This is a genomic window from Actinacidiphila glaucinigra (assembly GCF_900188405.1).
Taxonomy (GTDB): domain Bacteria; phylum Actinomycetota; class Actinomycetes; order Streptomycetales; family Streptomycetaceae; genus Actinacidiphila; species Actinacidiphila glaucinigra.
The window spans coordinates 401446-428339 of sequence record NZ_FZOF01000005.1 but is presented as its reverse complement, the minus strand read 5'-3'; the positions used below and the strand labels follow the sequence as shown (position 1 = coordinate 428339).

Here is a 26894-nt window from a genome sequence, read left to right as displayed (position 1 = left end):
CGCCGCAGGAGGAGAACCCCTTGTCCCACTTACGCACCCTGCCCCGTCACGCCAGGGCCGGCGTCGTCGCCCTGACCGCCGCCGCCGCGCTCCTCGGCGCGGCCCTTCCCTCAGGCCAGGCGCTCGCCACCGGCCGGGAGCGGGGCAGCACGACGATCGTCGCATCCCCCCACACCGGCGCGTTCCCCGCGCGCCTCTCCCCGTCCGCCCGCGCCTCGCTGATCCGCGAGGCCGCCTCCGCGGCGCCCGCGACCGCCACGGCGCTGCGCCTCGGGCAGCGGGAAGGACTCGTCGTCAAGGACGTCGCCAAGGACGCCGACGGCACCGTGCACACACGCTACGAACGCACCTACGCGGGACTGCCCGTGCTCGGCGGCGACCTCGTCGTCCACCGTGACGGCGGCCGGCTGACCCAGGACCGCGCCACCGACGCGACGCTGTCCGTGCCGAGCACGCGGCCCGCGGTGGCGGCCGCCACCGCGGGGAGAAAGGCCCTCGCCGCCACGCCCCGGGCCGGAAAGCCCCGTGCGGCCGGTGACCCGCGGCTCGTGGTCTGGGCCGCGACCGGCAGACCGGTCCTGGCCTGGGAGACCGCGGTCGCCGCCACCCAGCCCGACGGCACCCCCAGTGAACTGCGCGTCGTCAGCGACGCCCGCACGGGCAAGGAGCTCTCCCGCTCCGAGGGCGTCAAGACCGGCACCGGCACCGGCGCCTTCGTCGGCACCGTCCCCCTGGGCACCACCGAGGCCGGCGGCGCCTACCAGCTCAAGGACGGCACCCGCGGCGGCCACTACACCACCGACCTGAACAACACGACGACCTCGGGCACCGGCACCCTCTTCACCGACGCCGACGACGTCTGGGGCGACGGCACCGTCGCCAACCGCCAGTCCGCGGGCGTGGACGCGCACTTCGGCGCCGGCGCCACCTGGGACTACTACCAGGACACCTTCGGCCGGAACGGCATCTACAACGACGGCGACGGGCGGTACAGCCGCACCCACTACGGCAGCAACTACGTCAACGCCTACTGGAGCGACACCTGCCGCTGCATGACCTACGGCGACGGATCGGGCAACACCCACCCCCTCACCGCCGTCGACGTGGCCGGGCACGAGATGAGCCACGGCGTCACCAGCGCCACCGCCGACCTCGACTACAGCGGGGAGTCGGGCGGCCTGAACGAGGCCACCTCCGACATCTTCGGCACCATGGTGGAGTTCCACGCGAACCTCGCCGCCGACACGCCCGACTACCTCATCGGCGAAGAGATCGACATCAACGGCGACGGCACCCCGCTGCGCTACATGGACAAGCCCTCCAAGGACGGCGACTCCCACGACTACTGGTCGTCCTCGCTCGGCGGCGTCGACGTCCACTACTCGTCGGGCCCGGCCAACCACTTCTTCTACCTGCTCGCCGAGGGCAGCGGCCCGAAGACCGTGGGCGGCGTGGACTACGACAGCCCGACCTACGACGGCGTCCCCGTGCCCGGCATCGGCGCCGCCGACGCCGCCGCGATCTGGTACCGGGCGCTGACCACGTACATGACCTCGACCACCGACTACGCCGGAGCCCGCACCGCCACCCTCCAGGCCGCGGCCGACCTCTTCGGCGCGTCCAGCCCGGTGTACGTCACCGTCGCCAACACCTGGGCGGCCGTCAACGTCGGCCGGCGCATCGTCGACGGCATCGACCTCATCCCGCCCGGTGACCAGATCAGCGGCGTCGGCCAGACGGTGTCCCTGCAGATCGAGGCGACCACCAGCAACGCCGGAGCCACCCTGGAGTACGAGGCCACCGGCCTGCCCCACGGCGTGAGCATCGACCGCGACACCGGCCTGGTCTCCGGCACCCCCGACTCCACCGGTACGCACGAGGTCACGGTCACCGTCACCGACAGCACCGGCGACACGGCGTCCGCCGGCTTCACCTGGACGGTCGCCCACGTCTACGGCAACAGCACCCGCGTCGACATCCCCGACGCCGGGGCCGCCGTCGAGTCGCCGATCACCGTCACCGGCCGAGGCGGCCACGCGTCCGCGGTCGCCCAGGTCCACGTGAAGATCGTCCACACCTGGCGCGGCGACCTCGTCGTCGACCTCGTCGGGCCGAGCGGCAGCACCTACTCGCTGCTCGACCGCACCGGCGGGTCCGCCGACAACGTCGACCAGACCTTCACCGTCGACGTCTCCGCCGAGACGATCGACGGCACCTGGAAGCTCCGGGTCCGGGACGCGGTCGCGCTCGACACCGGCTACATCGAGAACTGGACCATCACCCCGTAGCGGACCACACTCCGCTCCGCCGGCGGGCCGGGCCATCCCCCCACCCGGCCCGCCGGCGCCCCACACCCCGATAATCCGTTGCCCCCGGCCGACACGCCGGGTGATCATCGCCGGATGCTCACCACCCCGCCCGACGGCCGCGCCGGGATCGACGCCTCACTGGTCACGCGCCTTCTCGCGGCGCAGTTCCCGCAGTGGGGCCATCTGCCCGTCACGCCGGTGTCGGCCGACGGCTGGGACAACCGCACCTACCGCCTCGGCCACGCCATGACGGTCCGTCTGCCCACCGCCGAGGGCTACGTCCCCGCGGTCGCCAAGGAGCACGAGTGGCTGCCGCGCCTGGCGCCCTCGCTCCCCGCGGCCGTCCCGTCCGTCCTCGGCATGGGCGTCCCGGGCGAGGGCTACCCCTACCCCTGGTCCGTACGCGGCTGGCTGCCCGGCGAGACGGCGGCCCCCGAACGGATCGCCGACCTCCCCCGATTTGCCCGCGCCGTGGGCGAGTTCCTGCTCGCCCTCCAGCACTGCGACCCCACCGGCGGCCCGGCCGCCGGCCCGCACAGCTGGTACCGGGGCGCGTCACCCGCCCACTACGACGAGGAGACCCGCCGCTGCCTGGGCCTCCTCGAAGGCCACGTCGACACCACCCGCGCCCGCGCCGTCTGGGACGCCGCACTCGCCGCCCGATGGCACGGCCGACCCGTCTGGTTCCACGGCGACATCGCCTCCGGCAACCTCCTCGTCCACGGTGGCGAACTCACCGCCGTCATCGACTTCGGCACCTCCGGCGTGGGCGACCCCGCCTGCGACCTGGTCATCGCCTGGACCATGTTCTCCGGCGACAGCCGCGAGGCGTTCCGCCGCACCGTCCGCCAGGACGCCGCCACCTGGGCCCGCGCCCGCGGCTGGGCCCTGTGGAAGTCCCTGCTGGTGCTCTCCGAGTCCCTCGCCACCGACCCGGTTCGCGCCGAGACCGACCGGCGCATCATCGCCGAAGTCCTGGACGACCACGACCGGTTCGCCCGGGAGGGCGCGGGCGCGGCGGGGTGAGCGTGCCCGCGCTCGGCGCCCGGCCGGCTGCGCACCCGGCGCTCCGGCTCACCCGGGAGGCCGGCGCAGAACGAGCACGGCGAGTCCCTCGGCGTCGAAGCAGTCCACCGAGGCCCAGCCTGCGACGAGGACGCCGATCTCGTCCTCGTCCAAGGCGATGTTCCTGCGCTCGGCGGGGGTGTTCGCGGCCAGGGGGGTGATCACCACCAGCGCGCCCCCGGGCCGGAGCCGGGCGGTGAGACGGCGCAGCACGCGGCTGCGATCACGCAGGAACGCGATCACCAGGCGCAGGGTGACGAGGTCGTATGCGGCCTCGTCCAGTTCGGCGGGGGCTTCGTGCTCGATGTCGCCGCGCAGCCAGCGCACGCCCTTTGCGGCCGGCCCGCGCTTTCCGGCCCGCTCCAGAGCGCTCTCGGCGAAGTCGAGGCCGTCCACCGCGTAGCCGAGATCCGCCAGGTGCAGGGCGAGTTCGCCGGTGCCGCAGCCCATGTCCAGTGCCCGGGACCCGTTTCCCGCCGGAACCTGTTCGGCGAGCAGATCGCGTTCCGACGCGGAGAGACGGCGGAAGTCCCGTCCCGAGGCATAGTGCTCGTCCCATGCGGTCCGGCTGACGTAGGCCAAGGAATCACTCCTGTCGTGCGGCGCGACGGGCCGGCCGGGCAGTGGCCGTTCCACCGGACCCAACGAGCTGGCCCGGCGCGACGACCGTGCCTCTTTCGGCCGTCATGAGGACGTTGCCGCGCCAGGGGCGCACCGCTGGCGCGGCACACCGACCCTTGGTGCGCCCGTACTCCGCCCGAGGCGGCGATGGCCGAAACGCCGGCCGGCTCAGCCCGCGCGCTCCGCCGCGCTGCGCTCCACGCAGAACTCGTTGCCCTCCGGGTCGGCGAGCACCACCCAGCCCGTGCCGTCCGGGCGGCGCCGGTCGTCGATCTGCGACGCGCCGAGCAGCAGGAGGCGCTCCACCTCCTCGTCGCGGGTGCGGTCCTGCGGCTGGACGTCCAGGTGCACGCGGTTCTTGACGGTCTTGGCGTCCGGCACGGTCACGAAGAGCAGACCGGGGCCGCCGTCGACCTCGATCAGGGCCTCCTCGTCACCGGGATGGTCGTCCTCGTGGAGCGGGCGGTCCAGGACGAGGGACCAGAAGCTCGCCAGACGGTGGGCGTCGGCGCAGTCGATCGTGATGTGGCGCATCGCGGAACTCATGGGGACGGATTCTTGTGCACGGCGGAGGACCGGGGCAACGCGATTGTGTCGGAGGCGCCGGGTAGCGTTTCCCTTGATCCCCCGTCCGGTCCCGTGCGCCGGGAAGCAGGAAGCGGCATCCGTGAGCGACGACGTCCTGTCGGTCATACCGACCGACCCCCGGTGGCAGCCCGGCCGTGACGCGGCCGAGCGTGCCGCCGCCCTGGTCGCCTCCCTGGAACCCGGGGATCCCGACGGTGCCGACGTCGAGATCGAGGTCAGCCGGTACGACACCGTCATGCCGGTCGACTGCGGGGGCAACCTGGCCGCCATCGGCTGCCCGTTGTGCGGCGGCTCCGTCGACACGCGGTGGTGGGCCGACCTGCTGGAAGCGCACGCCGACGAGGGCTTCGAGACCCTGGCGGTCGACGTCCCCTGCTGCGGCGGCGCCACCTCGCTGGACGCACTGCGCCACGACTGGCCGTGCGGGTTCGCGCGCTTCGAGATCGCCGTGTGGAACCCCGCACGCGACTGGTTCGGCGCGCACGAACTGGCCGCCCTCGGTGAGGCGCTCGGCCACCCCGTACGGCAGATCAGGGCGCGCGTCTGAGCCGTCCGGGTGCCGGACCGTCAGTCCGTTCGGCCCGTCGCGGCGACCGTGACGCCGAGGCCGATCATCGCCAGCCCGCCGGTGCCGCCGATCGCCGAGAGCCGGCGGTCGGAGCGGCCCAGCCACACGCGGGCGGCGGAGGCGGTCAGCCCCCACAGAGTGTCGCTGACGAGGCCGATGCCGATGGGGACGAGGCCCAGGAGCAGCATCTGCGCGGGCAGCGCCCCGGCGGAGTGGTCCACGAACTGGGGGAGCACGGCGGCGAAGAACACGATGCCCTTGGGGTTGGTGACCCCGACCGCCAGGCCGTCCGCGACGGTCCGCAGGTCACCACGGGCCGGTCGCTCGGGGCCGTCCATCGCGCCCACCGTCAGTTCCCGCCGGTGCCGGAACGCCTTCACGCCGAGGAACACCAGGTAGGCGGCCCCGGCCAGTTTCACCGTGAGGAAGAGCGTCAGGGACCGCTCGAAGAGCGACCCCAGGCCGAACGCCACGGCCACCACCAGCAGATACGAACCGATGAAATTGCCCAGCACCGACGCGAGGGCGGTGCGCCGGCCGTGCGCCAGGGCGCGGCCGATGACGAAGAGCACGCTGGGCCCCGGGACGACGATGACGAGCAGGGACATCGCCGCGAACGCGAGCAGCCGGTCCGTGGACACCATGGTCCATCACCTCCGCGGCCATTGAACCAGGTGCCCGGGTTCCCCCGCCGGTCGTGCGGCGACCGGCGGGGGAAGCGGGCGGGCGGGACGCTCAGTCCCGGTCCACCACGGCCTCGCCGTACGGGACCAGCCGGACCGGCCCGACGAGCCCGGTGCGCTGCGAGGCGGCACCGCCGTACACGGACGGGTCGCTGACGCGCAGCCGGTTGATCAGCGGCGTGGCCACCTCGACCTCGATCGTGTTGGTGCCGCGGCGCAGCAGCCCGCCGAGGTCCACCACGGGGTCGATGTGGCTGGTGACCGGAGCCGGACGCCCGTTGACGCTGACCCGGAAGGTGTCGGTCACCTCGCCGAGGTCGAGCACGGCGCCGAACCCGCCGCTCCAGGACCCGTCGAGTTCGACGGTGGTGCGGTAACGGCCGATTCCCGCGGCGTCCGTGAGGTCCGGGATGGCGTTCCACGGAGCCAGGGCGTCCAGGGCGATCCGGTGCCGTACGACGGTGGTGCGGTCGGGGTCCGCGCCGGGTCGCCAGTCCTCGGCGTCCAGCGTCCAGGAGGTGAGCTCGCGCGGCGCGGGCACCTCCCGGACCACGGTGCCGACCGAGCCACCGCGCGACAGCCCCGTGGTGTAGGTGCCCGCCGCGCGGGCGCGCAGGACGAGCCGCCCGTCGTCGAAGCGCACGTCGTCCGCGTCCGTGGTGACGGCGTGCGTACGGCCGGGCCTGCCGTGGAACCGTCCCGGCGGTGCGAAGGCCACCACCATCGACTCGGACGGCTGCAGGGCCACCCGGAAGGTGAACAGGTCGCCGTCCTGCTCGTACAGCGCCAGCGGCCGGGCCTCACCCGTCCACGGGTCCAGCAGGTAGGGCACCGCGCCCGAGCGGGTGCGGCGCACTGTGACGGCGTGGTCGATCGCGGCGACGGGCGGCTTCACGGTCTCGGCGTGCTTGCCGTTGACGAGGTAGAACCAGTCGGAACCCTCGTCGAAGCGGTGCATCGTCAGCAGCGTCGAGGGCACGGCGTGGCTCACGTCGGGCACCACAGCGAGGTCCGCGAGCGCCTGGCCCACCGCGGCCTTGTCGGTGACCTGGCGGACCCGCGGCTGCGTCAGCAACTCGGCGACGAGGGTGCGAACCTGCTGCAGGCGCGAGTCGTCCGCCACACCGGGTGTCGTGACCGTCGTCCAGTCGCCGAGCAGGACGATCGGCAGGCCCGCGCGCGTCAGGCGCAGCAGGTGGCGCGCGTCCGCGAGCGTGAGGGTGACCGCCGAGCCGGAGAAGAAGTCGCCCTCGACGAACAGCGCGCGGTAGGCCGGGCCGTCGGGGGCCAGCCGGCCGTCGCGGACCTTCGCGGACGGCAGGTCCAGCAGGGGGCTGCTGACGAACTGGTGGGTCCAGCCGAGCGGCACGCCCGTCGAGGTGAACCAGGAGGCGCCGATCCCCGTCGCGGTGTACCCGGTCTGCCGGAAGACGGCGACGTCGATCCGGGAGGTGCCGCGCTGCATCGCGTGGTGCACCCGCGACAGGTACCCGGACACGTCGCCGACGTGCCGCCAGGTCGGGTGCCGCGGTCCCCAGGACTCGCCGTAGCCGACGGTGCCGTTGTACGGGGTGAAGGCCGCGTAGCCGGGCCACTTCACGCCGGGCAGCGTGGCGTACGAGAAGCCGTGCACGACGGTCTGGTTGACGCCGGCCGCGTAGGCGCCGCCCATGGTGCGCAGGAACTTCTCCCACGTGGTGCTGTACGCGGAGCCGGTGTAGGCGCCGGACTCGCAGGACAGCACCGTGTGCCCGGCCATGTCGCGGCCGCCGGCCAGGCAGCGGTAGTCGTCGAGGTTCTTGAAGCCCAGCGACTCGCCCTCGGGGATGTCCAGCAGCGCGGCGGACAGGATCGCGTCGGTCTGCAGCCCGTACGGCTGGGCGCGCATCCCCAGGCCCAGCGCGTGCGCCCAGTCGCGGAGCGCGGTGAGGTGGTGGGTGTTGTACAGGTCGCTGACGGTGTCCCAGAAGTCGTGGCGTATCTGGCGGGTCGCGACGGCGTCGTAGACGTAGACCTGGTTGCCGCCGCTCATGGCTATCGCGGGGAGGACGGGCAGCAGCGGGTAGCCGTTGCGCTTCTCGAAGGCGGCGGGGAGTCCCGGGGTCCAGGGCAGCGCCTTGGTCTCGATCTCCAGTGAGTCCTCGAACAGGACGCCGCCGGCGCTCTTGAGGAGTCCCCGGATCTCCTTGGTGAGGAGGTTGCGCTCCCAGAAGCCGGTCACCGCCGCGGTGCCCGCCGGGCTGAAGTGGTCCACGACGTACGCGGTGGGCGAGGTGTGCGGGCCGCCTTCAGGGGTCTGCCCGGTGCCGCGCTGCCAGAAGGCCGTCAGCACCCAGTCGCCCTCGGCGGGGGCGGTCCAGTCCACGGCGCCGTCGGCGACCTGCGCGGTGAGGTCCCGGACGCTCGCCCGGTCCAGGCCGGTCTCCTTGCGGGTGGCGTTCTCGGGGGCGATCCGGGTGGCCAGCACGCCCAGCAGCCGCTGCCGGGTGACTCCGGACGCGGGGGCCGCGGAGGGCGGCGGCACCGGACCCGAGTAGGCCGTGCCGGCGGCCACGGTGACGGCGCCGAGGGCGAGTTCCTGCACCGCGGCCTCGCTGTCGGGGGTGATCCCGGGGACGGCGGCGGGCCAGCTGGGGCCGACCGTGAGGTCGATGGTGACGCCCCGGCGGCGGGCCTGGTCCAGGGCGGCGTGGACGCCGGCCACCCAGGCGGGGCTGCCCCAGCCGTGGTGCTCGGTGTCCAGGACGGAGGTGTCCTTCACGCTGTGGTGGACGGCCGCGATCTCGGCGCCGCCGAACCCGGCGTCGGCGATCTGGTCGACCTCGCGTCTGATCTCGTCCGGGTCCACCAGCCCGTCCGGCCACCACCAGCGGAACTTGGGCCGCACCGCGCTGCCCGGCTCGGCGAACGAGCCGGCCGCACCGCCCGCGCCCGCGGCCCCGGTTCCGGTCCGCGCCTCCGCAGCGGCGGCGGGCAGCGCGGGGGCCAGGGCCGCCGCGGTGCCCGCGACGGCGGTGGCGATCAGGAGGCTGCGGCGGGAAACCCCGCCGCCCTCGGGGCGGTTGCTGTCGTCGTGCATGGTTCCGTAGCTCCCCGGAGTGAGAGGTGGAGGTGCCTTTCATCCCGGAGTGATCAGTGCCGAGATGCAAACGCGCTGACGTATTGAACCGTTTCAATTCCCGTGGAGGCTACAGCGAGTTCCCTGGCGGGGGCAAGGTCCCGGAGCGGATGAACCCCTGCGGGCGTGGTCGGGACGGCCTGCGCGGCATCGGGGGGAGGGGGTGCCGGCGGCTCGCGCCGGGGTCTCGCGGCGCGTGCGGGCCGTCAGATGAGAACGTTTCAGGGAGGGTTCCGTCGGACGCGGTCCGAGGCCGCGGGGAAACGATGGCGGGGAAGCGGTGGCGCGATCCGTCGCGCGGCCGTGTTCGCCGTCGTCCGGGACGCCCGGCGCCCCGTTCCCGCATTTCCACCGTATAGCGCACGGGGGGCCTTGCCGCAAGGCCCCCATACAGGGCGAAAATCACTCCTCACGCGCCGGGGAACGGCGCGGGACGGGAGCGAAGATGCGTTGTCTGTTGTCCACGATCGGGACACGTGGAGAGGTCCAGCCGCTGGCGGCGCTGGCGGTAGAACTGAAGGCCATGGGACACGACGCGGTGATCTGCGCGCCCCCCGATTTCCGGGAATGGGCGCGGTCCCTGGGCATCGGATACCTACCCGTCGGGCCCGAACTCCGCGGGACGGCGCAGCAGGGCCGGGGAACGGCTCCGACACCGGAGCAACGCCGCCTGATGATCGAGGGTACGGTCGCCGCGCAGTTCGAGGCCGTGGGCGCTGCCGCCGAGGGCTGCGACGCCATCGTGGCGGGCGGCGCACTGGCCGTCGCCGCCCGGTCGGTGGCCGAACAGCGCGGGATCGCCTACGTCTACGCGGCGTTCGCCCCGGTCACCCTGCCCTCCGGGCACCACGCGCCGCCCGTCTTCGGCATGCTCGGGCAGAAGCCCGCGGACGGGGACACCGGCAACCGCGCGCTGTGGGCCGAGGACGCCGCCCGCTGGAACGCCCTGTGGGCCGCGCCCCTCGACGCCCACCGCGCCGCGGCCGGACTGCCGCCGGTCGAGGACGTACGCGCCCACATCTTCACCGCCGCGCCGTGGCTGGCCGCGGACCCGGCGCTGGCACCCTGGCCCGGGCCCTCCGCCTCGCTCGACGTCCTCCAGACGGGCGCCTGGCTGCTCCCGGACCACCGGCCGCTGTCCCGCGGGACGGAGGCGTTCCTGGACGCGGGGGACCCACCGGTCTACTGCGGCTTCGGCAGCATGCGCGCACCGGACGGCGTCGCCGGGACGGTGATCGCCACCGCCCGCGCCCTCGGACGGCGCGTCATCCTGTCGCGGGGCTGGGCCGGTCTGGCGCCCGTGGACGACGGACCCGACTGCCTGACGATCGGCGAGGTGAACCAGCGGGCGCTCTTCCCGCGCGTCGCCGCGGTGCTGCACCACGGCGGCGCGGGCACGACCACCGCGGCCGCGGGGGCACCCCAGGTCGTGTTCCCGCAGATGTTCGACCAGTTCTACTTCGCCGGCCGCGTCGCCCGGCTCGGCATCGGCACCGCCCACCCCGCCGGCACCCCCGACGCGGAATCCCTGCACGCGGCCCTTCGCGCCGCCCTCACCCCTGAAGTGGCGGCCCGGGCCCGGTCCGTCGCCGGCGCCGTCCGCACGGACGGCGCGCGGACCGCGGCCCTGCGTCTGGTCGAGGCGCTGTAGCGGGCCGCTTCGCGCATCCTCCGCAGCCCGGTGCCGCAGACGGCACCACCCTCGCCGATCCGTCGCGGCGGGCGAGGGCGGTGCCCCGTGCCGGCTACTGGCCGACGGTGAAGATCACGGCTCGGCCCCCTGGGCCGCCGCACGGTAGAACTGCTTCAGCCCGGGCAGGAACGCCTGCGTGCAGGCGATGTCCTCCGCGTCCGCCGTGCCCTGACAGGCGTCGAAGGTGAGCGTGGCGAAGCGCTCGCGCAGCCACCCGCCGGCCAGTGGCTCCAGGGCGGCGGCGACCGCGGGAACCTGCTCCGCGGTGACGTGGCAGACGATGTACCCGTCACCCTCGTGGAGCGGTACCCCACCGAGGACGGCGTGCGACAAGGGGAAGTCGCCGTTGCCGAAGGCCAGGCCGCCGTCCGTGAGACACCGGTGCAGCGCGTCCCAGGGCGAGTCGAGTTCGCAGAGACGGTCTGTGTCCCAGCGCTCCTCGACCTCCGCGACGACAGCGGTGAGCGCGTCGTCGTCCTCGCAGGCCAGGATGCGTGCGGAGTCGGTGGCGTCCAAGCCGAAGAGGACGGCGCGAGTCCCCATCATGCCCTCCCTGCGGATGTCCGGATGCCCGTGCGATCCGACCACACGGCCGCGCGTGCTCGCGCTACGTTCGGGGCCATGCGGATCACGAAGTACACCCACGCCTGCGTGCGCATCGAGCACGAGGGGCGCGTGCTCGTCATCGATCCCGGGACGTGGAGCGAACCGGCCGCGCTGAGCGGGGCGGACGCCGTGCTGGTCACGCACGAGCACACCGACCACGTCGACGTCCTCCGCCTGGCCGGGCTCGGCGTGCCGGTTCACGCGCCCGCCGGGGCGGACATCCCGCGGCTGGAGACGACCCGGGTCACCGCCGGCTCGGAGTTCACCGCCGCGGGTTTCCGCGTGCGCGCGGTGGGCGGCCGCCACGCGTCCGTCCACGCCGGCCGGCCCGACTGCGCGAACCTCGGCTACGTCGTCGACGACGCCGTCTACCACCCCGGTGACGCGCTGCACCTGCCCGGGCAGCCGGTCGAGACCCTGATGGTCCCGCTCCAGGCCTCCTGGCTGAAGACGGCCGAGGCGATCGACTTCGTCAACGCCGTCGCACCGCGGCGGGCCTTCGGGATCCACGACGGCCAGATCAACGAACGCGGCCTCGGCAGTGTCAACGGCTGGCTCGCGGAACAGACCGACCACGGCTACCGGTACCTGCGGAGCGGCCGATCGCTCTGACCTTCGCCGGCGGCCACGCGCGGGTGGCCCGCGCGTGGCCTCCGGGTGAACGCCGTTCGCCGGGAGGCCGTACGGGGCGGGTCCGGCGCACTACGATCGCGCGATGGCTGACGACACCTTCCTCGCCCACGGTCCCCGGGTGGCCATCCGGCGGATCACCGTACGGGACCACGCGGAGATCGACGCGCTCGCCCGGGCCAGCGCCGCACTGCACGTGCCCTGGGTGCCCCGGTGGGAGCACACCCCCGATTCCTTCGCCGCCTACGTGGAGCGCTTCGACCACGCGACGCACAAGGGCTTCGTGATCTGCCTCCACGAGACGGGTGCCGTCGTCGGCGGGGTCAACATCAACAACATCGTCAGGGGCACCATTCAGAGTGGCTCCCTCGGCTACGCCGCATACGCGCCGACCACGGGTCGCGGCTACATGACGGAGGGGCTGCGGCTCGTGATGGCGTACGCCTTCGACGACCTCGGCCTGCACCGGCTGGAGGCCAACATCCAGCCCGCGAACGTCGCGTCGATCCGGCTGGTGGAGCGGCTGGGCTTCGAGCGCGAGGGGTACTCGCCCCGCTTCCAGTACCTGGACGGCGCCTGGCGGGGCCACGAACGGTGGGCCGTGACGGCGGAGATGGCGCTCGGAGACCCCCGGGACGCCGGGTGACGCGGTGTTAGCGTCCCGGTCATGGACGACAGCGTTTACGTGGGCAACGCCGGTGAGGACGCGCCGCTCGACCGGGGCTGGCTGCTGGGGCACTTCAAGGAGGCCGGCGACCCCCGGCACAGTGACGCGGTGGAGATCAAGTGGGGTGTCCACCCGGCGGGGGACGAGCGCGGCGAGTGGGTGCGGGGCGAGGAGCGGACCGCGCTGCAGGTCCTCGTCAGCGGGCGGTTCCGGGTCGAGTTCCGGGGGCGGTCGGTGGTGCTGGCCCGCCAGGGGGACTACGTCGTGTGGGGCAAGGGCGTTGACCACTCGTGGGTGGCGGAGGAGGACTCGACGGTGCTGACCGTCCGCTGGCCGTCCGTGGCCGGGTACGCGGTACCGGCCGCCGAGGACGCGTAGGGCTTGTCCCGACGGGCCGGTCGTGCGGCTCTCGGGACCTTCCCGGCGACCGGATCCGCTTCGCCCCCGCTGCCGCGTCGGTGCCCATCCGGACGAACTGGTCGCGGTCATGCGGGAGTCGGGTGCCGCCCCCGGCGATGCGGACGGCAGGGACATCGACGAGCACGACGAAGCCGCCTTTGCGCCGGCTCACCGCATCACGGGTGTCCATCCGGCACCGGAACTCTTCGCGTCCGCGGAATTCGTCTTCGGACTCGCCCCCGTGCCCCTCACGTGGCTTCGATCCACCGGTGCCGGCGGTCGGCCCGTCGGCTTCCGCCCCGTCCGCCCGGCCCCGGGTTCCTCGGCAAGCGCGGGTCCCGTCCGGTCGCGTCATCGCCAACAGGGCTGTGTGCGACACGAGTTGACGGAGACAATCGGAATCCGGGACCGCCGCCGGCCCCTCGGACGCTGGCTCGAAATTTTCGCCGCCGCCGCCGATTTGAGCCGCCCGGCGTCGGTACCGGCCTCGGTGGACCCCCACTGATCAGGGAAAAGACCCTCAGATCCGCATCATCCGGGCGGTGAGGTGTGTCCGCCGCGGTGGCTGAATCTTTTCGGTCGCCATCGTCACCCCACTGTTGCCGCCCGGTAAATCCGCACGTGGTCGGTACCGCGTGGGACCGCTCCCACTGTGCGCACTTGACCGACTTTCGGACAATGATCTCCGCAGTGGTGACAGCGGACGAACATGCTGAAACGATCCACCACGTCGCGCGAGCATCACTCGCACGTCACCTCGCGGAGGCCTCACCGGCCTCCAATGTTCCCGTCCCCAGCGGCCGTTCGAACGGCCGGGCACAAGGAGCTCCACGAGTGACGAACCATCCCGCTGTCACGGGTGCCAGTTCACCGCAGAATCCCACTCCCAACCGCCGTGCGCACGGCGCACGCGGCCGTGTCGCGGCGATCGCCGCGGTCACGCTCGCCGCACTGCTGACCCCCCTCCTCCCGGCCACCGGCGCCGTCGCCGCGTCCGAGGGGGACGGGACGGCGCCGCGCAGGATCGTGGCGGAATCCCGCCCCGAAGCGCGCGCCGTCGCCCTGTCCGCCGCGCAGCGCAAGCAGTTGCTCAAGGCGGCGTCCGACGGACGTGCCGGCACCGCCCGCGCCCTCCGGCTGGGCGGCAAAGAGGCGCTGATACCCAAGGACGTCATCAAGGACGCCGACGGCACGGTGCACACGCGCTACGAGCGCACCTACGCGGGCCTCCCCGTCATCGGCGGCGACCTGGTGGTCCACGAGCGGGCGGGCGGCCGCACCGTCAGCAAGGCGTCGTCCGCGCCCGTCGCGGTGCCCAGCACGAAGGCGGCCGTCAGCGCCGCCAAGGCGCGGAAGTCCGCCCTCGCCGCGGCCAAGAGCGAGCGCACCAAGGCCCCGGCCGCGGACGGCGCCCCCCGCCTGGTCGTCTTCCTCGGCGACGGCAAGCCGACCCTGGCCTGGCAGTCGTACGTCACCGGCACCCAGGAGGACGGCACCCCCAGCCGGCTGAACGTCGTCACCGACGCCGCGACCGGCAAGGAGCTCCAGAGCGTCGAGGAGATCCGCTCGGGCACCGGCAACAGCCAGTACAGCGGGCAGGTGCAGATCGGCACCGTGAACAACGGCGGCGTCTACGAGCTGACCGACCCGGAGCGCGGCGGGCACAAGACGTACGATCTGACCGGCGTGGGCGGCATCGGCAACCTGGTCACCGACGACGACGACGTCTGGGGCGACGGCACGCTCGCCGACCGCCAGACCGCCGCCGTGGACGCCGCCTACGGCCAGCGCGAGACCTGGGACTTCTACAAGGAGCGCTTCGGCCGCAACGGCATCGCCGACAACGGCGTCGGGGCCTTCTCCCGCGTCCACTACGGCGACAACTACGCCAACGCCTTCTGGGACGACGGCTGCTTCTGCATGACGTACGGCGACGGCCGCGAGAACGCCCACCCGCTCACCGAACTCGACATCTCCGCACACGAGATGACCCACGGCGTCACCTTCGCCACCGCCAACCTCACCTACACCGGGGAGTCCGGCGGCCTCAACGAGGCGACCAGCGACATCATGGGCACGGCCGTCGAGTTCTTCGCGGACAACCCCGCCGACGTGCCCGACTACACGATCGGCGAGCTCGCCGACGTCCGCGGCACCGGCAAGCCCCTGCGCTACATGGACCAGCCCTCCAAGGACGCCTCGGCCAAGGGCACCTCGCAGGACTACTGGACGCCCGAGACCAGGAAGCTCGACCCGCACTTCAGCTCCGGCGTGGCGAACCACTTCTTCTACCTCCTCTCCGAGGGCAGCGGGAAGAAGACCATCAACGGCGTCGCCTACGACAGCCCCACCTACGACGGCCTGCCGGTCGCCCCGATCGGCATGGGCAACGCGAGCGCCATCTGGTACCGGGCCCTCACCACCTACATGACCAGCGGCACCGACTACGCGGGAGCCCGCACCGCCACCCTCCAGGCGGCCGCCGACCTGTTCGGGCAGGGCAGCGAGACCTACGAGGCCGTCGGGAACGCCTGGGCGGCGGTCAACGTCGGCGCCCGCTACGTGAACCACGTCGCCATCGTGGCCCCCTCCACCCGTCCCGTGGCCGTCGGCCAGCCCATGAGCCGTCAGATCGAGGCGGTGGGCTCCCGTCCCGGGCGGCTGGCCTACTCCGCGCACGGGCTGCCCAAGGGCCTGTCCATCAACGCGCGCACCGGCCTGATCAGCGGCACGCCGAAGAAGGCCGGCACCTTCAAGACGGCCGTCACCGTCGAGAACACCGCCCAGCACAAGGCCAAGCGCACCGTACGCTTCGACTGGCCCGTGCTGGCCTCCGGCGGGAGCTTCTTCGTCAACCCGGCCCGCTTCGACATCCCCAACTGGAAGACGATCGAGTCCCCGCTGATCGTGACCGGCCGCAAGGGCCACGCGCCGAGCGACCTCAAGGTGACCGTCGACCTCGTCCACCCGTGGGTCGGCGGCCAGATCGTCACCCTGGTCGCCGAGGACGGGACGGAGATCCCGGTGAAGCCCTGGTACTGGGACACCGGCGAGGGCGCGGTGCACGCCACGTACACCGTGGACGCCTCGGCGGTCCCCGCCAACGGCACCTGGAAGCTGCGGGTCACCGACAACACCCCCGGCATCTTCACCGTCGACCCCGGCTACCTCGACCGCTGGAGCCTGACCTTCTGACCCACCCGGCGCAGCCGGTGCCGCTCGGCACCGGCTGCGCCGCGTTTCCACCACGCCGTTCCGGGAGGTCAGCGGCGACAGGGCCGCGCTCGACCCGGTCCGCGCCCGAAGGCTTCAGGCCGTGGCGCCCCGGTACGGTCCCGCAGCGTCGATAATCGACATATGAGTCAGCGGAACGCTTCGAACACCACGCTGGGTGACTTCCTGCGGGCGTGCCGTGCCCGGGTGAACCCCGGGGACGTGGGCCTGCCGGACGACGGGCGGCACCGCCGGGTCCCGGGGCTCCGGCGGGAGGAGCTGGCGCAGCTGGCGAACGTGAGCGTGGACTACGTGGTGCGCCTGGAGCAGGGCCGCACGGTGCACGTCTCGACGGCGGTGCTGGAGTCGCTCGCGCGGGCGCTGCGCCTGCGGCCCGACGAGCGTGCCTACCTGCTGCGGGTCGCCGCGGCCGGCGCCGCACCGCTCCCCTCCGCGCCGGGGCGCATCCGGCCGCAGACGCAGACCCTGCTCGACGGTCTGCAGGAGTACCCGGCCCTGCTGCTGAGCCACCGGCTGGACGTACTGGGCTGGAACGCGCTGGGCGCGGCGCTGCTCACCGACTTCTCGGCCGTCCCCGAGCCGCAGCGCAACCTGGTGCGGATGGCGTTCCTGGACCCCGCCTTCCGCGAGCTGTACGTCGACTGGCGAACCGTCGCCCGCGAGTGCGTCGCCTACCTCCGCATGGGTACGGCGCGCGACCCGCACGACCCGCGGCTCAAGGCGCTGGTGGAGGAACTCGCCGACGCCGACGCCGACTTCCGCCACTGGTGGTCGGACCACCGGGTGCGGACCCGGGCGGCCGGCGAGAAGACCTTCCGGCACCCGATGGCCGGCACCATGACGCTGGACTTCCAGAGCCTCGTCGTGGGCGACGACCCGGACCAGACCGTCTTCGTCTACACCGCGCAGCCCGGCACACCCGCCCACGAGGCGCTGCGCTTCCTGGCCACGTGGTCGGCGAGCCCCGCGGCCGTGCGTCCGTGACCGGACCCGGCTGGTACTGCCGGTCCCAGGCAGGCGTCTCCTACGGTTGATCCTTCTCTGGTCCGCCCCCCGCCGGGCGCGGACGCTGGGACACGTCGACAGAACGACCCCCAGTGATCATGAGGAGCACATCACATGACGACGTGGTTCATCACCGGCGCATCCCGCGGGTTCGGCCTGGAAATCGCCCGGCAGGCCCTCGAGCGGGGCGACAACGTCGTGGCCACCGCCCGCACCCCCCGCGCCGTGGAGGAGGCCCTGGCGGCACACGCCGACCGGCTGCTGGCCGTACCGCTCGACGTGAACGACGAGGAGCAGGCCCGGGCCGCCGTCGAGGCGGCGGTCGAGCGCTTCGGCACCATCGACGTCCTCGTCAACAACGCCGGCCGCGGCCTGCTCGGCGCGGTGGAGGAGACCAGCGACGCCGAGGCGCGCGCGGTGTTCGACACCAATGTCTTCGGACTGCTGACCGTGACCCGTGCCGTCCTGCCCGTCATGCGGGCCCGGCGCTCCGGCCGGATCGTCAACCTCAGCTCCGTCGGCGGCTTCGTCGGGTGGGCGGGCTGGGGCCTGTACTGCGCGACCAAGTTCTCCGTCGAGGCGGTGACCGAGTCGCTGCGGCTGGAGCTCGCGCCGCTCGGCATCCAGGCGACCGCCGTCGAGCCCGGCCCGTTCCGCACGGACTTCCTGGACTCCTCCTCCCTGCACCGCACCGAGCGGGTCATCGAGGACTACCAGGCGAGCGCGGGCGGCATGCGCGCCTGGGCCGACAACAGCAACCACGCCCAGGACGGCGACCCGGTGAAGGCGGCGGCCGCCATCATCACCGTCGCCGACGCGCAGGAGATGCCGGCCCGGATCCCGCTGGGCAAGGCAAGCGTCGCGGACGTGGAGGACAAGCTCGCCGGTGTGGCCCGTGACGTCGAGACCTGGCGGGACCTCGCCCTGTCCACCGACTTCGCCTCGTGACCCGGGCGGGGTCCGCGGCTCGGTGAAGGCCCCGGGTCCCCCGCCGTGACGGCGGGGGACCCGGGGCCCCGGTCTGTCCGACCGGCCTCAGCGCACCGCCTCGGGGCCGCCGTTGAGTGCGGTGAGCAGTGCCAGCGGCGTGGCCGCCGCCCAGGCCTGGGGCGAGCAGGAGTGCGGGTACGGCACGGGGACCGGGTGCTCGTCCCGTCCGTACCCGGCCATCACCTCCGGCAGGCGCCAGTCGTGCGCGGCGGCCGCCTGGACCAGCCCGTGGGCGATCTCCGAGGCCTCCTCGGCCAGACCGCTGCGCGCCAGACCCAGGACGACGACCGCGTTGTCGTGCGGCCAGATGCTGCCGCGGTGGTACGACAGCGGGTGGTACGGGGCCTGGCCCGCCGCGAGCGTGCGCACCCCCCAGCCGGAGAAGAAGTCGGGCTGCAGTAGCCTCCGGCCCACCGTCCGCGCGTCGGCCGGGTCGAGGATGCCGGACCACAGCAGGTGCCCGGCGTCCGAGGCGAGCGCGTCCACCTGCCGGTTCTCGCCGTCCAGGGCGAGGGCGGGGAAGTCGCGGCCGCTCATCCAGAAGTCCCGGCGGAACCGCTCCCGCAGGTCCGCCGCGGCCTTCTCCAGCCGGTCCGCCTCCTCGGCGTCGCCCCAGACCCCACGGGCCAGGCGCGCGGTGCGGACCAGGGCGTCGTAGGCGTAGCCCTGCACCTCGGCGACGGCGAGCGCGCCCTCGGGGCGGCGGCCGTCGGCGAAGCAGATGGCGCCTTCGGAGTCCTTCCAGTTCTGGTGCGCCAGCCCGCCGCGCGCGGCGTCGGAGGTGTAGCGGAGGTAGCCGCCCGCGCCGAGCCCGCCGTCGCGGAACATCCACTCCACCGCGGCACGCGCGTGCGGTTCCAGGCGCCGCGCGAGCCCGGGGTCGCCGGTCGCCGCGCTGTGGGCCTCCAGCAGCACCAGGAACAGCGGTGTGGCGTCGACGCTGCCGTAGTAGCGGCCGTACGGCACCTGCCGGAAGTGGGCGAGTTCGCCGTGCCGGACCTCGTGCACGATCCTGCCCGGCTGCTCGAGGCGGGCCGCGTCGTGCCGGGTGCCCTGGGTCGCGGCGAGTGCGAGCAGCGTGTCCGCGGCCAGCTCCGGCCGGTACGGCAGCGCGAACATCGAGGTCAGCAGGGAGTCGCGGCCGAAGAGGGTGAGGAACCAGGGGATGCCGGCCGCGGGCACCAGCAGCGGCTCGCCCGCCGGGCCCGTCGCCGGCACGCGCAGCCGTGCCAGGTCGGCCAGGCCCGCCGTGCAGGCGCGCGCGAGCTCGTCCCAGTTGGTGAGCGAACGCGGCCGCGGGCGCGCCTGGACGAAGCCGTCCTCCTCGGCGGCATGCCGGTTGCGCACCGACATCGGGTCCGGGGGCGCGGCCGGTTCCGCGGCGCCGTGGGGAACCGCCCGGACGCTCAGGGCGAGCTCGGTCGCACCGTGGCCGGGCAGCGACAGGCGCCAGCTCAGCAGGCGCGCGGTGCCGGCCGGCTCCAGCGGGCGGACGGCGGCGGGGGCGGGGGAGGTGGTGACGGTGGTGCGGGCGTCCCAGTCCTCGCCGCGCCGGTACCGGAAGGTGACACCGTCCGGGCGGTCCTCGGCGGTGCGCCGGCCGTCGGCCTTGTCGTAGCGCCGGTGGTCGCCCCGCAGCTCGAACTGGTCCGCGAAGTCCGCGTCCACCTCCAGCGCGATCTCCACCGTGGCCGGCTCCGCGCGGTTGCTGACCACGCGGACGCGCTCGGTGAGCGCGCCCGCCTCGACGGCCTGCCTGCGGAAGAGCGAGTACGCCGGGGGCTCGTCCCGGCCGCCCTCCGGGGTGAGCACGAAACCGTCGCCGGAGGAGGTCAGCAGGGACGGTACGACGCCGTCCGCGGTGAGCCGCCAGCGGCTCAGGTGGCGGGCGTCGCGCAGGAAAAGGCCGTCCGGGGTGTCGCCGCGGCGTCCCGTGATGTCGCCGGAGCGGCTGGTGGAGGCGAAGGTGCCGCGGTGGACCAGCAGACGTTCGACGCTCATCGGGCGGGCTCTCCTTGCGGTGTCCGGTGCAGCAGGTCCAGGGCCAGGGCGGCGGTCCAGCTGAAGCGGCGGATGCCCCGGCCCTGGCCGCTGTGCGGTTCGACGTACTCGGCGAAGCCGGTGCGGCGGGCGTCGTCGAGCGCCTGCTCGCGCAGGGCGTCGGCCGCCGGGTCCGCCCCGTGCTGCCGCAGTCCGCGGTGGACCAGCCAGGCGGTGTTGAACCAACTGGGGCCCCGCCAGTAGCGGTTGCCGTCGTACTCCGGGGAGGTGAGGTCGTAGCTCGGCACCAGGTGCACCCGGCCGAGACCGAAGCGCTCGCCCTGCGCCGTCGCGACCAGCGAGCGTGCGACGGTCTCCGGGAGGCCGGGCACGATCAGGGGCACGAGGCCCGCGACGCTGTGCCCGCCGACGGCCTCGCCGGTCGTCAGGTCACGGGCGAGGAAGATGCCCGCGGCGGGGTCCCACAGCCGCTCGACCAGGGCGGCCGTGGCCTCGGCAGCCTTGCGGCGGTGCGGTGCGGGGTCCGCGCCGGCCGCCGCGGCGATCTCGGCGAGGGCGTGCTCGGAGGCGATGAACAGGGCGTTGAAGCAGGGGTCCTCGAGGGCGAAGGCGTGCGGGGTGCGCGCGTCGTCGTAGCCGTGGTCGCGGTAGTCGGCGGCGAGCCGGACGTAGCGCCCGTAGTCGAGGTCGGTGGGGCGGTCGGCGGCCGAACTGTGGTCGAGGTCCGCCCTGCGGAAGGACTCCGGCGGCGCCGGCTCCACCCGGGCGAGCGCCGCGTCCCACACCGGGCTGTTGTCCAGGCCCGGCTCCCAGGGGTGCACGACGGCCGCCAGCCCGCCGCCGCCCAGGTCGCGCGAGGCGGCGAGGTAGCGGTGCCAGGCGGCCAGCCGGGGGTACATCCGCCGCAGGAAGCCGCGGCGCCGGGACTCGGCCGGGTCCGCGAGGTGCACCTGCCAGGCGGCGAGGGCGTGCACCGGGGGCTGGACGATGCCGGAGGTCTCGATGTCCGCGGGCGCGCCCGAGGCGGCGCCCGCGCCCGAGCTGCGCCAGAAGTCGGGGCTCGGGAAGTACGCGTCCAGGGGCACCGAGGGGTTGAAGACGATGTGCGGGACACGGCCGTCGCGCCACTGCGCCCCCAGCAGGGTCTCCAGTTCCCGCTGGGCCCGGCGCGGGGCGAGCCGGGCCAGCCCGATGGCGATGAAGGCGGAGTCCCAGCTCCACTGGTGCGGATAGAGGGTGCGCGAGGGGACGGTCGCCGCGCCCGTCCAGTTGGACAGCAGGACGCGGGCGGCGGCCCGGCGCAGCGCGGCGTCCTGGTCCTCTTCGCGGCCCGGGGACCGCAGGGCCGGTTCGAGGACGGCCGTCATCCGGCGGCCCGGTGCAGGAAGGCGGGGACGGAGCGCACGGCGTCGACGGGGTCACCCGTGAGACGGCACTCGGCGGCGAGGTAGCCGTCGTACCCGGCGGCGTCCAGCGCCCCGAGCCAGGCGGGCCAGTCCAGGTGGCCGGCGCCGGGCTGGAAGCGGTTGGAGTCGCTGACCTGGGCGTGGCCGATCAGCGGTGCCACGGCCAGCACGGCCGCCGCCGGATCGGTCTCCTCGATGTTCATGTGGTAGCTGTCGATCCCGATGCGCACCGAGTCCAGACCCACGGTGCGGATCAGCTCGGCGGCCTGCTCCAGCCGGTTGACCATGTGGTCCTCGTAGCGGTTGAGGGGCTCCAGGAAGAGCGTGACACCCTCGGCGCGGGCGTGCTCGCCCAGTTCCGTCAGTCCCTTCAGGAGCACCTCGCGGTCCTCCTCCTCGCTGCGCGGCGGCTCGAAGGGCGGCAGCCGGCGGGAGAACATGCCGTACGAGGCGGGTGTCTGGGCGCCCAGCCCGCCGAGTTCGGCGATGATGCTGAGCTGCGACTTCATCTGCGCCACGGCGTCACGGCGCAGGTCGGGGTCGAAGGCGCCGAAGAAGTGCAGCATGTCGACGCAGACGGTCGGCATGACGACTCCGTCGGCCTGGGCCCTGCGCAGCTCGGGGAGCCGGTCGCGGAAGTGGAAGTCGCCCTTCCCGCGCAGTTCGATGGCGTCGTAGCCGGCCTCCCGGGCGAACTCCCACTTCTGCTGGAGGGAGTCACCGGGCAGCAGCTGTTCCTGGCAAGCGGTCTTGAACATGATCGAGGGGCCTCTCAGAACTCCAGGACGACCTGGAGCGCGTCGGCGGGACGCTCATCCAGCAGGACATAGGCTTCGGCCGCGTCGGCGACCGGGACGACATGACTGACGAGGGACCGCACGTCGACGCGGCCCTCGGCGACCAGCCGCAGGAAGGTCTGCTGCAGGCGCTCGACGGTCCAGCGCCCGCTGAGCTGCGGCGGGACCCCGCCGATCTGGGAGCAGATCAGCTGGACGCGGTTGTGGTGGAACTCGTCGCCGAGCCGCAGGCCCACGCCGTCGCCCTGGTAGAAGCCGGAGGCCACGACCCGGCCGCCGACCGCGACCGAGCGCAGGGCGTCGTGCAGGGCCGGGTAGGCGCCGCTGATCTCGATGGCGACGTCCGCGCCGCGGCCGTCGGTGGCGGCGCGGATGCGTTCGGCGACCGCGTCCGTGCGGGCGTTGAGCGTGGTGGTCGCGCCGTACTCGGCGGCCTTGGCGAGGCGGACGTCGAGCGCGTCGACGGCGGTGACGCGGGCGCCGTTCAACTGGGCGAGGCGCGTGGTGAGCAGTCCGATGACGCCCTGGCCGAAGACGGCGACGTCCTCGCCGAGGTGGACGTCGGCGCCGAGGACGGCGTTGTACGCGATCGCGCCGACGCGGGCGAAGGCGCCGGCCAGCGGCTCCAGACCGGCCGGGAGCACGTGCCCGACCATGCGCTCGGCAGGCACGACGCCCTCGCTGCGGTGGCCCCAGATGCCCCAGACGAGGTCGCCGACGGCGGGCATGCCCGGTACGTCCGTAAGTTCGGGTGAGACTTCCGTCACCTCGCCGACCTCGGAGTACCCCCAGCCGGCCACGGGGTACTCGATGCCCGCCGCGCCGTCGCGGAACAGACGGGCCTCCGGGTCCCAGGTGCGGGTCAGGTACGGGTTGGTGCCGCGGTACGCGGTCAGTTCGGTGCCCGCGGAGATGCCGGAGTAGCGGGTTCGCACGCGCAGATGGCCAGGGGGCAGAGGGACTGACTCGCTCGGGGCGACCTCCACCTGACGGGGGCCGGTGAACTGGACTACGCGTTCCACAGGGGACTCCGGAAAGATCGGTTATGCGGTCCGTTCAGCCATCGAAGGCTGACTTACGTCGAAGATATCCGAGACTTAAGTCTTGTCAACAAGCAAAAGTGGTGCTCTGATGCAACGCGTACGTAACGCAAGGCTGACGATGAGGACGGTTGATGCGCATGTGGTCCCGACGGTCGAGGGCGCTGGCGAGCGGCTTGGCCGCCGCAGTGGGAATCGGGGTGATGTCCGGCTGCGCGGCGCAGGACAATGGGAAACCCGACAACAAGATCACCGTCTGGAGCCTGGAGAACCTCACCGACCGCGTGGAGGCGACGAAGAAGACCGTCGCCGCCTTCGAGAAGGAGTCCGGGGTCAAGGTGAACCTGGTCGGGGTCGACGAGGGCCAGCTGCCGCAGCTGATCATGTCGGCCGCCGCCGCGGGCACCCTTCCCGACGTCATCGGGGGCATACCCCTCGCGCCGGTCTGGCAGATGTACAGCAACGGCCTGCTGAACACCGACGCCACGAAGAAGATCGTCGACGATCTGGGGTCCGGTACCTTCAACGGCAACGCCCTCAAGCTGACCGGCGACGGCGCCACGCGCCTCGGCGTGCCCAGCGACGCCTGGATGCAGATCCTCGTCTACCGCAAGGACCTCTTCGCCAAGGCGGGTCTCGCCGCACCCGACAGCTACGACGCGATGCTCAAGGCCGCGCGGAAGCTCAACAGCGGCGGCACCAGCGGCATCTCGCTCTCCACCGACCCCAGTGACGTCTTCACCCAGCAGAGCTTCGAGGACCTCGCCCTCGCCAACGGCTGCGAACTCGCCGACGCCAAGGGCGACGTCACCCTCGACAGCCCGCAGTGCGACCGCGCCTTCGACGCCTACGACAGGCTCGCCGGCGACTACGGCGCCCCCGGCACCCAGACCGTGGACACCACCCGGGCCGTCTACTTCGCCGGCCGCTCCTCCATGATCGTCTGGTCCACCTTCCTCCTCGACGAGCTGGCCGGCCTGCGAGGCGACGCGCTGCCCAGCTGCGCCCAGTGCAAGAAGGACCCGCAGTACCTCTCCGACAACAGCGGGATCGTCACGGCGCTGAGCGGTCCCGACGCCGCCAAGCCCGCCCAGTTCGGCGAGATCTCCTCCTGGGTGGTGACCAAGACCGCGGAGACCGCGGCCTCGGAGAAGTTCATCGAGTACATGATGGGCGACGGCTACCAGGGCTGGTTCGGCATGGCCCCCGAGGGCAAGATCCCGGTCCGGGCCGGAACCGCCGACGACCCGCAGAAGTACCTCAAGGCCTGGCGGGCCAGCGACATGGGCGTGGACACCAAGAAGTCCATGGAAGAGGTCTTCTCCCCGCAGCTGCTCGACGAACTCGCGGCCGGGGTCAGCAACATGAAGCGCTGGGGCATCACCCAGGGCCAGGGCGCACTCGTCGGCGCCACCATCGGCGAACTGCCCATCCCCAAGGCGGTGGGCGACATGACCACCGGCCAGACCTCCCCCCAGGAGGCGGCCGAGGAGGCCGACGAGGAAGTCGCGTCCCTGCAGAAGTCCCTCCAGTGAGCCGCCCCCGGCCTCGTCCTTCAAGGAAGCAGTGATGAGCACCGCACAGAGCACACAGCAGCGGAGAACGCCGGAGGCGGACACCGCGAACACCAGGTCCCAGCGCCCGCTGACCCTGGCCCAGCGGGAGAACCGGGCCGGACTCGCCTTCGTCTCGCCCACCCTGCTGGTGGTCCTGGTCGTCGTGGTCCTGCCGATCGCCTGGACCGTCCTGCTGGCCTTCCAGCACGCCCGGCTGGTCGACATCCAGGGCATGGGCTTCCTGTCCAACTGGACGTGGAGCAACTTCAGCGAGGTCTTCACCTCGCCCGGCTTCTGGACCTCCCTGTGGACCACCCTGGTCTACACCGTCGGCGCCACCGCCGGCTCCATCGTCCTCGGCCTGATCGCGGCGCTCGCGCTGCGCCGCCCCTTCCGCGGCCGGGCGCTGCTGCGCGGCACCATGCTGCTGCCCTACGTGGCCCCCGTCGTCGCCGTGACCTTCGTCTGGGAGATCGCGCTCAGCCCGCAGTTCGGCGTCGTCAACGAGGTGGGCACCAAGCTGTTCGGCTGGGACGAGCCGGTCGCCTTCCTGTCCACCAGGTCCCAGGAGATATCCCTGCTCGGCTGGCACGTCCACGTGCCGCTCGCCCTGCTCACCGTGATCGCCTTCGAGACCTGGCGCTACTTCCCCTTCGCCTTCCTCTTCCTGATGGCCCGGCTGCAGGCCGTCCCGGAGGGACTGGAGGAGGCCGCCGTGGTCGACGGTGCCACCCTCACCCAGCGGTTCCGCCACATCCTGCTGCCCCAGCTGATGCCGGTCATCGCCCTGCTGTCGGTGCTGCGCTTCATCCTCACCTTCAACAAGTTCGACGACATCTACCTGCTCACCGGCGGCGGCTCGGGCACCGACGTGGTCGCGGTGCGCGTCTACGACTTCCTCACGGCCCGCTACGACGTGGGCGCGGCCGCGGCCCAGGCCCTCGTCCTCGCCGCGATCCTCGCCGTGCTGCTCGGCATCTACTTCAAGTTCTTCGCCAAGAAGGTTCAGGAGGAGGCGTGATGGCCAGTCGCGCACAGATCGAGGACCGCACCTTCGGGGTCCTTCGCTGGGTGGTGATCGCCGGACTCGCGGTCATCACGATCTTCCCCTTCTACTACATGCTGCTGCTCTCGGTGAAGCCGATCGACCAGCTGCTGCTCGACCCCGGCAAGCTGTGGGTCGGCACCTCCGAGTTCACCCTCGACACCTACCGCACCGTCCTCAAGTCGGTGGACGACGGCGGCCAGGGCTTCTTGCGGATGCTCGGCAACTCCGCCCTGGTGGCGCTCGGCTCCATGCTGCTGACCCTGCTGGTCTCCGTCCCCGGCGCCTACGCGATCACCCGGCTGAGGTTCCTCGGCGGGCGGCAGGTCAGCGCGCTGTTCCTGGCCGTCTACCTCTTCCCGGCGACGCTGCTCGCTGTGCCGCTGTTCGTCGTCTTCGCCCGGATCGGCCTGCAGGGCAGCCTGTTCGGCCTCGCGATCGTCTACATCGCGCAGACCGTGCCGGTGTCCATCTACATGCTCAAGAACTACTTCATCACCATCCCGGAGAGCATCGAGGAGGCCGCCGCCCTCGACGGCGCCTCACGGCTGCAGACCGTGCGCAAGGTCGTACTGCCGCTGGCCGCACCCTCGTTGATGGCCACCGGGCTGTATGTCTTCATGATCGCCTGGAACGAGTTCCTCTTCGCGCTGCTGTTCCTCGCCGCCGATCCGGACAAGTGGACGGTGTCCCTGGGGCTGCAGCAGCTCGCCAACGGCATCGAGGTGCCGAAGACCGTCCTCATGGCAGGCTCCGTCGTCCTGACGATTCCCGTGGTACTCCTTTTCTACGCGGCCGAACGGCTCCTCACCGAGGGCCTGACCAGCGGCGCGGACAAGAGCTGAGCACCATGGCCCGACACGAGGGGGAGCG

Annotated in this window: 23 protein-coding genes; 14 read left to right on the top strand and 9 right to left on the bottom strand. The window is 72.8% G+C overall.

The window, feature by feature from the left end; genetic code table 11:
- Positions 1-20 precede the first annotated feature (20 nt).
- Together CHF15_RS13175 and CHF15_RS13170 are read left to right on the top strand one after the other, a co-directional pair.
- Positions 21-2288, top strand: a complete 2268-nt coding sequence (locus CHF15_RS13175) for a M4 family metallopeptidase (RefSeq protein WP_089223923.1) — start codon at positions 21-23, stop codon at positions 2286-2288.
- A 114-nt stretch (positions 2289-2402) separates the two neighbouring features.
- Complete coding sequence (locus CHF15_RS13170) at positions 2403-3335, top strand: aminoglycoside phosphotransferase family protein (protein WP_089223922.1); 933 nt, start codon at positions 2403-2405, stop codon at positions 3333-3335.
- 48 nt (positions 3336-3383) lie between these two features.
- Here the strand turns inward: CHF15_RS13170 and CHF15_RS13165 are convergent, their stop codons facing one another.
- Positions 3384-3956 (bottom strand): class I SAM-dependent methyltransferase, encoded by a 573-nt coding sequence (locus CHF15_RS13165; protein WP_089223921.1) that lies wholly within the window; start codon positions 3954-3956, stop codon positions 3384-3386.
- Between the two features lie 207 nt (positions 3957-4163).
- Positions 4164-4541, bottom strand: coding sequence for a VOC family protein (locus tag CHF15_RS44385; RefSeq protein ID WP_089223920.1), 378 nt, complete (start codon positions 4539-4541; stop codon positions 4164-4166).
- 121 nt (positions 4542-4662) lie between these two features.
- Between CHF15_RS44385 and CHF15_RS13155 the strand changes: the two genes are divergently transcribed.
- Positions 4663-5130 (top strand): hypothetical protein, encoded by a 468-nt coding sequence (locus tag CHF15_RS13155; RefSeq protein ID WP_089223919.1) that lies wholly within the window; start codon positions 4663-4665, stop codon positions 5128-5130.
- A 20-nt stretch (positions 5131-5150) separates the two neighbouring features.
- Here the strand turns inward: CHF15_RS13155 and CHF15_RS13150 are convergent, their stop codons facing one another.
- A complete protein-coding gene (locus CHF15_RS13150; RefSeq protein WP_089223918.1) occupies positions 5151-5795 on the bottom strand; it encodes a LysE family translocator in 645 nt (214 codons plus the stop codon).
- 91 nt (positions 5796-5886) lie between these two features.
- A complete protein-coding gene (locus tag CHF15_RS13145) occupies positions 5887-8913 on the bottom strand; it encodes a glycosyl hydrolase (RefSeq protein ID WP_089223917.1) in 3027 nt (1008 codons plus the stop codon).
- Between the two features lie 484 nt (positions 8914-9397).
- Here CHF15_RS13145 and CHF15_RS13140 point away from each other — a divergent pair, with 484 nt between their 5' ends.
- Positions 9398-10603 carry a glycosyltransferase gene (locus CHF15_RS13140; RefSeq protein WP_089223916.1) on the top strand — a complete coding sequence of 402 codons (1206 nt, stop codon included), beginning with the start codon at positions 9398-9400 and terminating at the stop codon, positions 10601-10603.
- 114 nt (positions 10604-10717) lie between these two features.
- On the opposite strand, the gene CHF15_RS13135 is transcribed toward CHF15_RS13140, so the two are convergent.
- The gene (locus CHF15_RS13135; protein ID WP_089223915.1) at positions 10718-11191 is read right to left on the bottom strand and encodes a DUF1877 family protein; all 474 of its coding nucleotides are present in this window, start codon (positions 11189-11191) and stop codon (positions 10718-10720) included.
- A gap of 75 nt (positions 11192-11266) precedes the next feature.
- Between CHF15_RS13135 and CHF15_RS13130 the strand changes: the two genes are divergently transcribed.
- The 7 genes from CHF15_RS13130 to CHF15_RS13105 all read left to right on the top strand — a co-directional run bounded on the left by CHF15_RS13130 (position 11267) and on the right by CHF15_RS13105 (position 18134).
- A complete protein-coding gene (locus CHF15_RS13130) occupies positions 11267-11863 on the top strand; it encodes an MBL fold metallo-hydrolase (RefSeq protein WP_089223914.1) in 597 nt (198 codons plus the stop codon).
- Between the two features lie 103 nt (positions 11864-11966).
- Complete coding sequence (locus CHF15_RS13125; RefSeq protein ID WP_089223913.1) at positions 11967-12527, top strand: GNAT family N-acetyltransferase; 561 nt, start codon at positions 11967-11969, stop codon at positions 12525-12527.
- A gap of 21 nt (positions 12528-12548) precedes the next feature.
- Positions 12549-12926 carry a cupin domain-containing protein gene (locus CHF15_RS13120; RefSeq protein ID WP_089223912.1) on the top strand — a complete coding sequence of 126 codons (378 nt, stop codon included), beginning with the start codon at positions 12549-12551 and terminating at the stop codon, positions 12924-12926.
- 22 nt (positions 12927-12948) lie between these two features.
- Positions 12949-13452 (top strand): DUF6461 domain-containing protein, encoded by a 504-nt coding sequence (locus CHF15_RS46695; protein WP_220093285.1) that lies wholly within the window; start codon positions 12949-12951, stop codon positions 13450-13452.
- Between the two features lie 329 nt (positions 13453-13781).
- Positions 13782-16142, top strand: a complete 2361-nt coding sequence (locus tag CHF15_RS13115; RefSeq protein ID WP_089223911.1) for a M4 family metallopeptidase — start codon at positions 13782-13784, stop codon at positions 16140-16142.
- Positions 16143-16304: 162 nt separating this feature from the next.
- Positions 16305-17165: a helix-turn-helix transcriptional regulator gene (locus tag CHF15_RS13110; protein WP_089223910.1), complete on the top strand. Its 861-nt coding sequence runs from the start codon at positions 16305-16307 to the stop codon at positions 17163-17165.
- A gap of 135 nt (positions 17166-17300) precedes the next feature.
- The gene (locus CHF15_RS13105; protein ID WP_089223909.1) at positions 17301-18134 is read left to right on the top strand and encodes an oxidoreductase; all 834 of its coding nucleotides are present in this window, start codon (positions 17301-17303) and stop codon (positions 18132-18134) included.
- 87 nt (positions 18135-18221) lie between these two features.
- Here the strand turns inward: CHF15_RS13105 and CHF15_RS13100 are convergent, their stop codons facing one another.
- From CHF15_RS13100 to CHF15_RS13085, 4 genes are read right to left on the bottom strand one after another with little or no spacing between them, the layout of a single operon-like run.
- Positions 18222-20177: an amylo-alpha-1,6-glucosidase gene (locus CHF15_RS13100; protein ID WP_089223908.1), complete on the bottom strand. Its 1956-nt coding sequence runs from the start codon at positions 20175-20177 to the stop codon at positions 18222-18224.
- A complete protein-coding gene (locus tag CHF15_RS13095; protein ID WP_089223907.1) occupies positions 20174-21544 on the bottom strand; it encodes an MGH1-like glycoside hydrolase domain-containing protein in 1371 nt (456 codons plus the stop codon). Before CHF15_RS13095 ends, CHF15_RS13100 begins: the two co-directional genes overlap by 4 nt.
- Positions 21541-22341: a sugar phosphate isomerase/epimerase family protein gene (locus tag CHF15_RS13090; protein WP_089223906.1), complete on the bottom strand. Its 801-nt coding sequence runs from the start codon at positions 22339-22341 to the stop codon at positions 21541-21543. Before CHF15_RS13090 ends, CHF15_RS13095 begins: the two co-directional genes overlap by 4 nt.
- A 14-nt stretch (positions 22342-22355) precedes the next feature.
- Complete coding sequence (locus CHF15_RS13085; protein ID WP_089223905.1) at positions 22356-23402, bottom strand: zinc-dependent alcohol dehydrogenase; 1047 nt, start codon at positions 23400-23402, stop codon at positions 22356-22358.
- A 152-nt stretch (positions 23403-23554) separates the two neighbouring features.
- Here CHF15_RS13085 and CHF15_RS13080 point away from each other — a divergent pair, with 152 nt between their 5' ends.
- From CHF15_RS13080 to CHF15_RS13070, 3 genes are read left to right on the top strand one after another with little or no spacing between them, the layout of a single operon-like run.
- Positions 23555-24955, top strand: a complete 1401-nt coding sequence (locus tag CHF15_RS13080; RefSeq protein ID WP_089223904.1) for an ABC transporter substrate-binding protein — start codon at positions 23555-23557, stop codon at positions 24953-24955.
- A gap of 34 nt (positions 24956-24989) precedes the next feature.
- Positions 24990-25997, top strand: coding sequence for a carbohydrate ABC transporter permease (locus CHF15_RS13075; RefSeq protein ID WP_179279767.1), 1008 nt, complete (start codon positions 24990-24992; stop codon positions 25995-25997).
- Positions 25997-26866 (top strand): carbohydrate ABC transporter permease, encoded by an 870-nt coding sequence (locus CHF15_RS13070; RefSeq protein WP_089223903.1) that lies wholly within the window; start codon positions 25997-25999, stop codon positions 26864-26866. The genes CHF15_RS13075 and CHF15_RS13070 overlap by 1 nt, the downstream gene beginning before the upstream one ends.
- Positions 26867-26894 lie beyond the last annotated feature (28 nt).

Coding starts and splice junctions, on each gene's coding strand:
- CHF15_RS13170 (WP_089223922.1), top strand. CDS start 2,403: ATGCTCACCACCCCGCCCGACGGCCGCGCCGGGATCGACGCCTCACTG.
- CHF15_RS44385 (WP_089223920.1), bottom strand. CDS start 4,541: ATGAGTTCCGCGATGCGCCACATCACGATCGACTGCGCCGACGCCCAC.
- CHF15_RS13150 (WP_089223918.1), bottom strand. CDS start 5,795: ATGGTGTCCACGGACCGGCTGCTCGCGTTCGCGGCGATGTCCCTGCTC.
- CHF15_RS13145 (WP_089223917.1), bottom strand. CDS start 8,913: ATGCACGACGACAGCAACCGCCCCGAGGGCGGCGGGGTTTCCCGCCGC.
- CHF15_RS13140 (WP_089223916.1), top strand. CDS start 9,398: ATGCGTTGTCTGTTGTCCACGATCGGGACACGTGGAGAGGTCCAGCCG.
- CHF15_RS13135 (WP_089223915.1), bottom strand. CDS start 11,191: ATGATGGGGACTCGCGCCGTCCTCTTCGGCTTGGACGCCACCGACTCC.
- CHF15_RS13130 (WP_089223914.1), top strand. CDS start 11,267: ATGCGGATCACGAAGTACACCCACGCCTGCGTGCGCATCGAGCACGAG.
- CHF15_RS13125 (WP_089223913.1), top strand. CDS start 11,967: ATGGCTGACGACACCTTCCTCGCCCACGGTCCCCGGGTGGCCATCCGG.
- CHF15_RS13120 (WP_089223912.1), top strand. CDS start 12,549: ATGGACGACAGCGTTTACGTGGGCAACGCCGGTGAGGACGCGCCGCTC.
- CHF15_RS13110 (WP_089223910.1), top strand. CDS start 16,305: ATGAGTCAGCGGAACGCTTCGAACACCACGCTGGGTGACTTCCTGCGG.
- CHF15_RS13105 (WP_089223909.1), top strand. CDS start 17,301: ATGACGACGTGGTTCATCACCGGCGCATCCCGCGGGTTCGGCCTGGAA.
- CHF15_RS13100 (WP_089223908.1), bottom strand. CDS start 20,177: ATGAGCGTCGAACGTCTGCTGGTCCACCGCGGCACCTTCGCCTCCACC.
- CHF15_RS13095 (WP_089223907.1), bottom strand. CDS start 21,544: ATGACGGCCGTCCTCGAACCGGCCCTGCGGTCCCCGGGCCGCGAAGAG.
- CHF15_RS13090 (WP_089223906.1), bottom strand. CDS start 22,341: ATGTTCAAGACCGCTTGCCAGGAACAGCTGCTGCCCGGTGACTCCCTC.
- CHF15_RS13080 (WP_089223904.1), top strand. CDS start 23,555: ATGCGCATGTGGTCCCGACGGTCGAGGGCGCTGGCGAGCGGCTTGGCC.
- CHF15_RS13075 (WP_179279767.1), top strand. CDS start 24,990: ATGAGCACCGCACAGAGCACACAGCAGCGGAGAACGCCGGAGGCGGAC.
- CHF15_RS13070 (WP_089223903.1), top strand. CDS start 25,997: ATGGCCAGTCGCGCACAGATCGAGGACCGCACCTTCGGGGTCCTTCGC.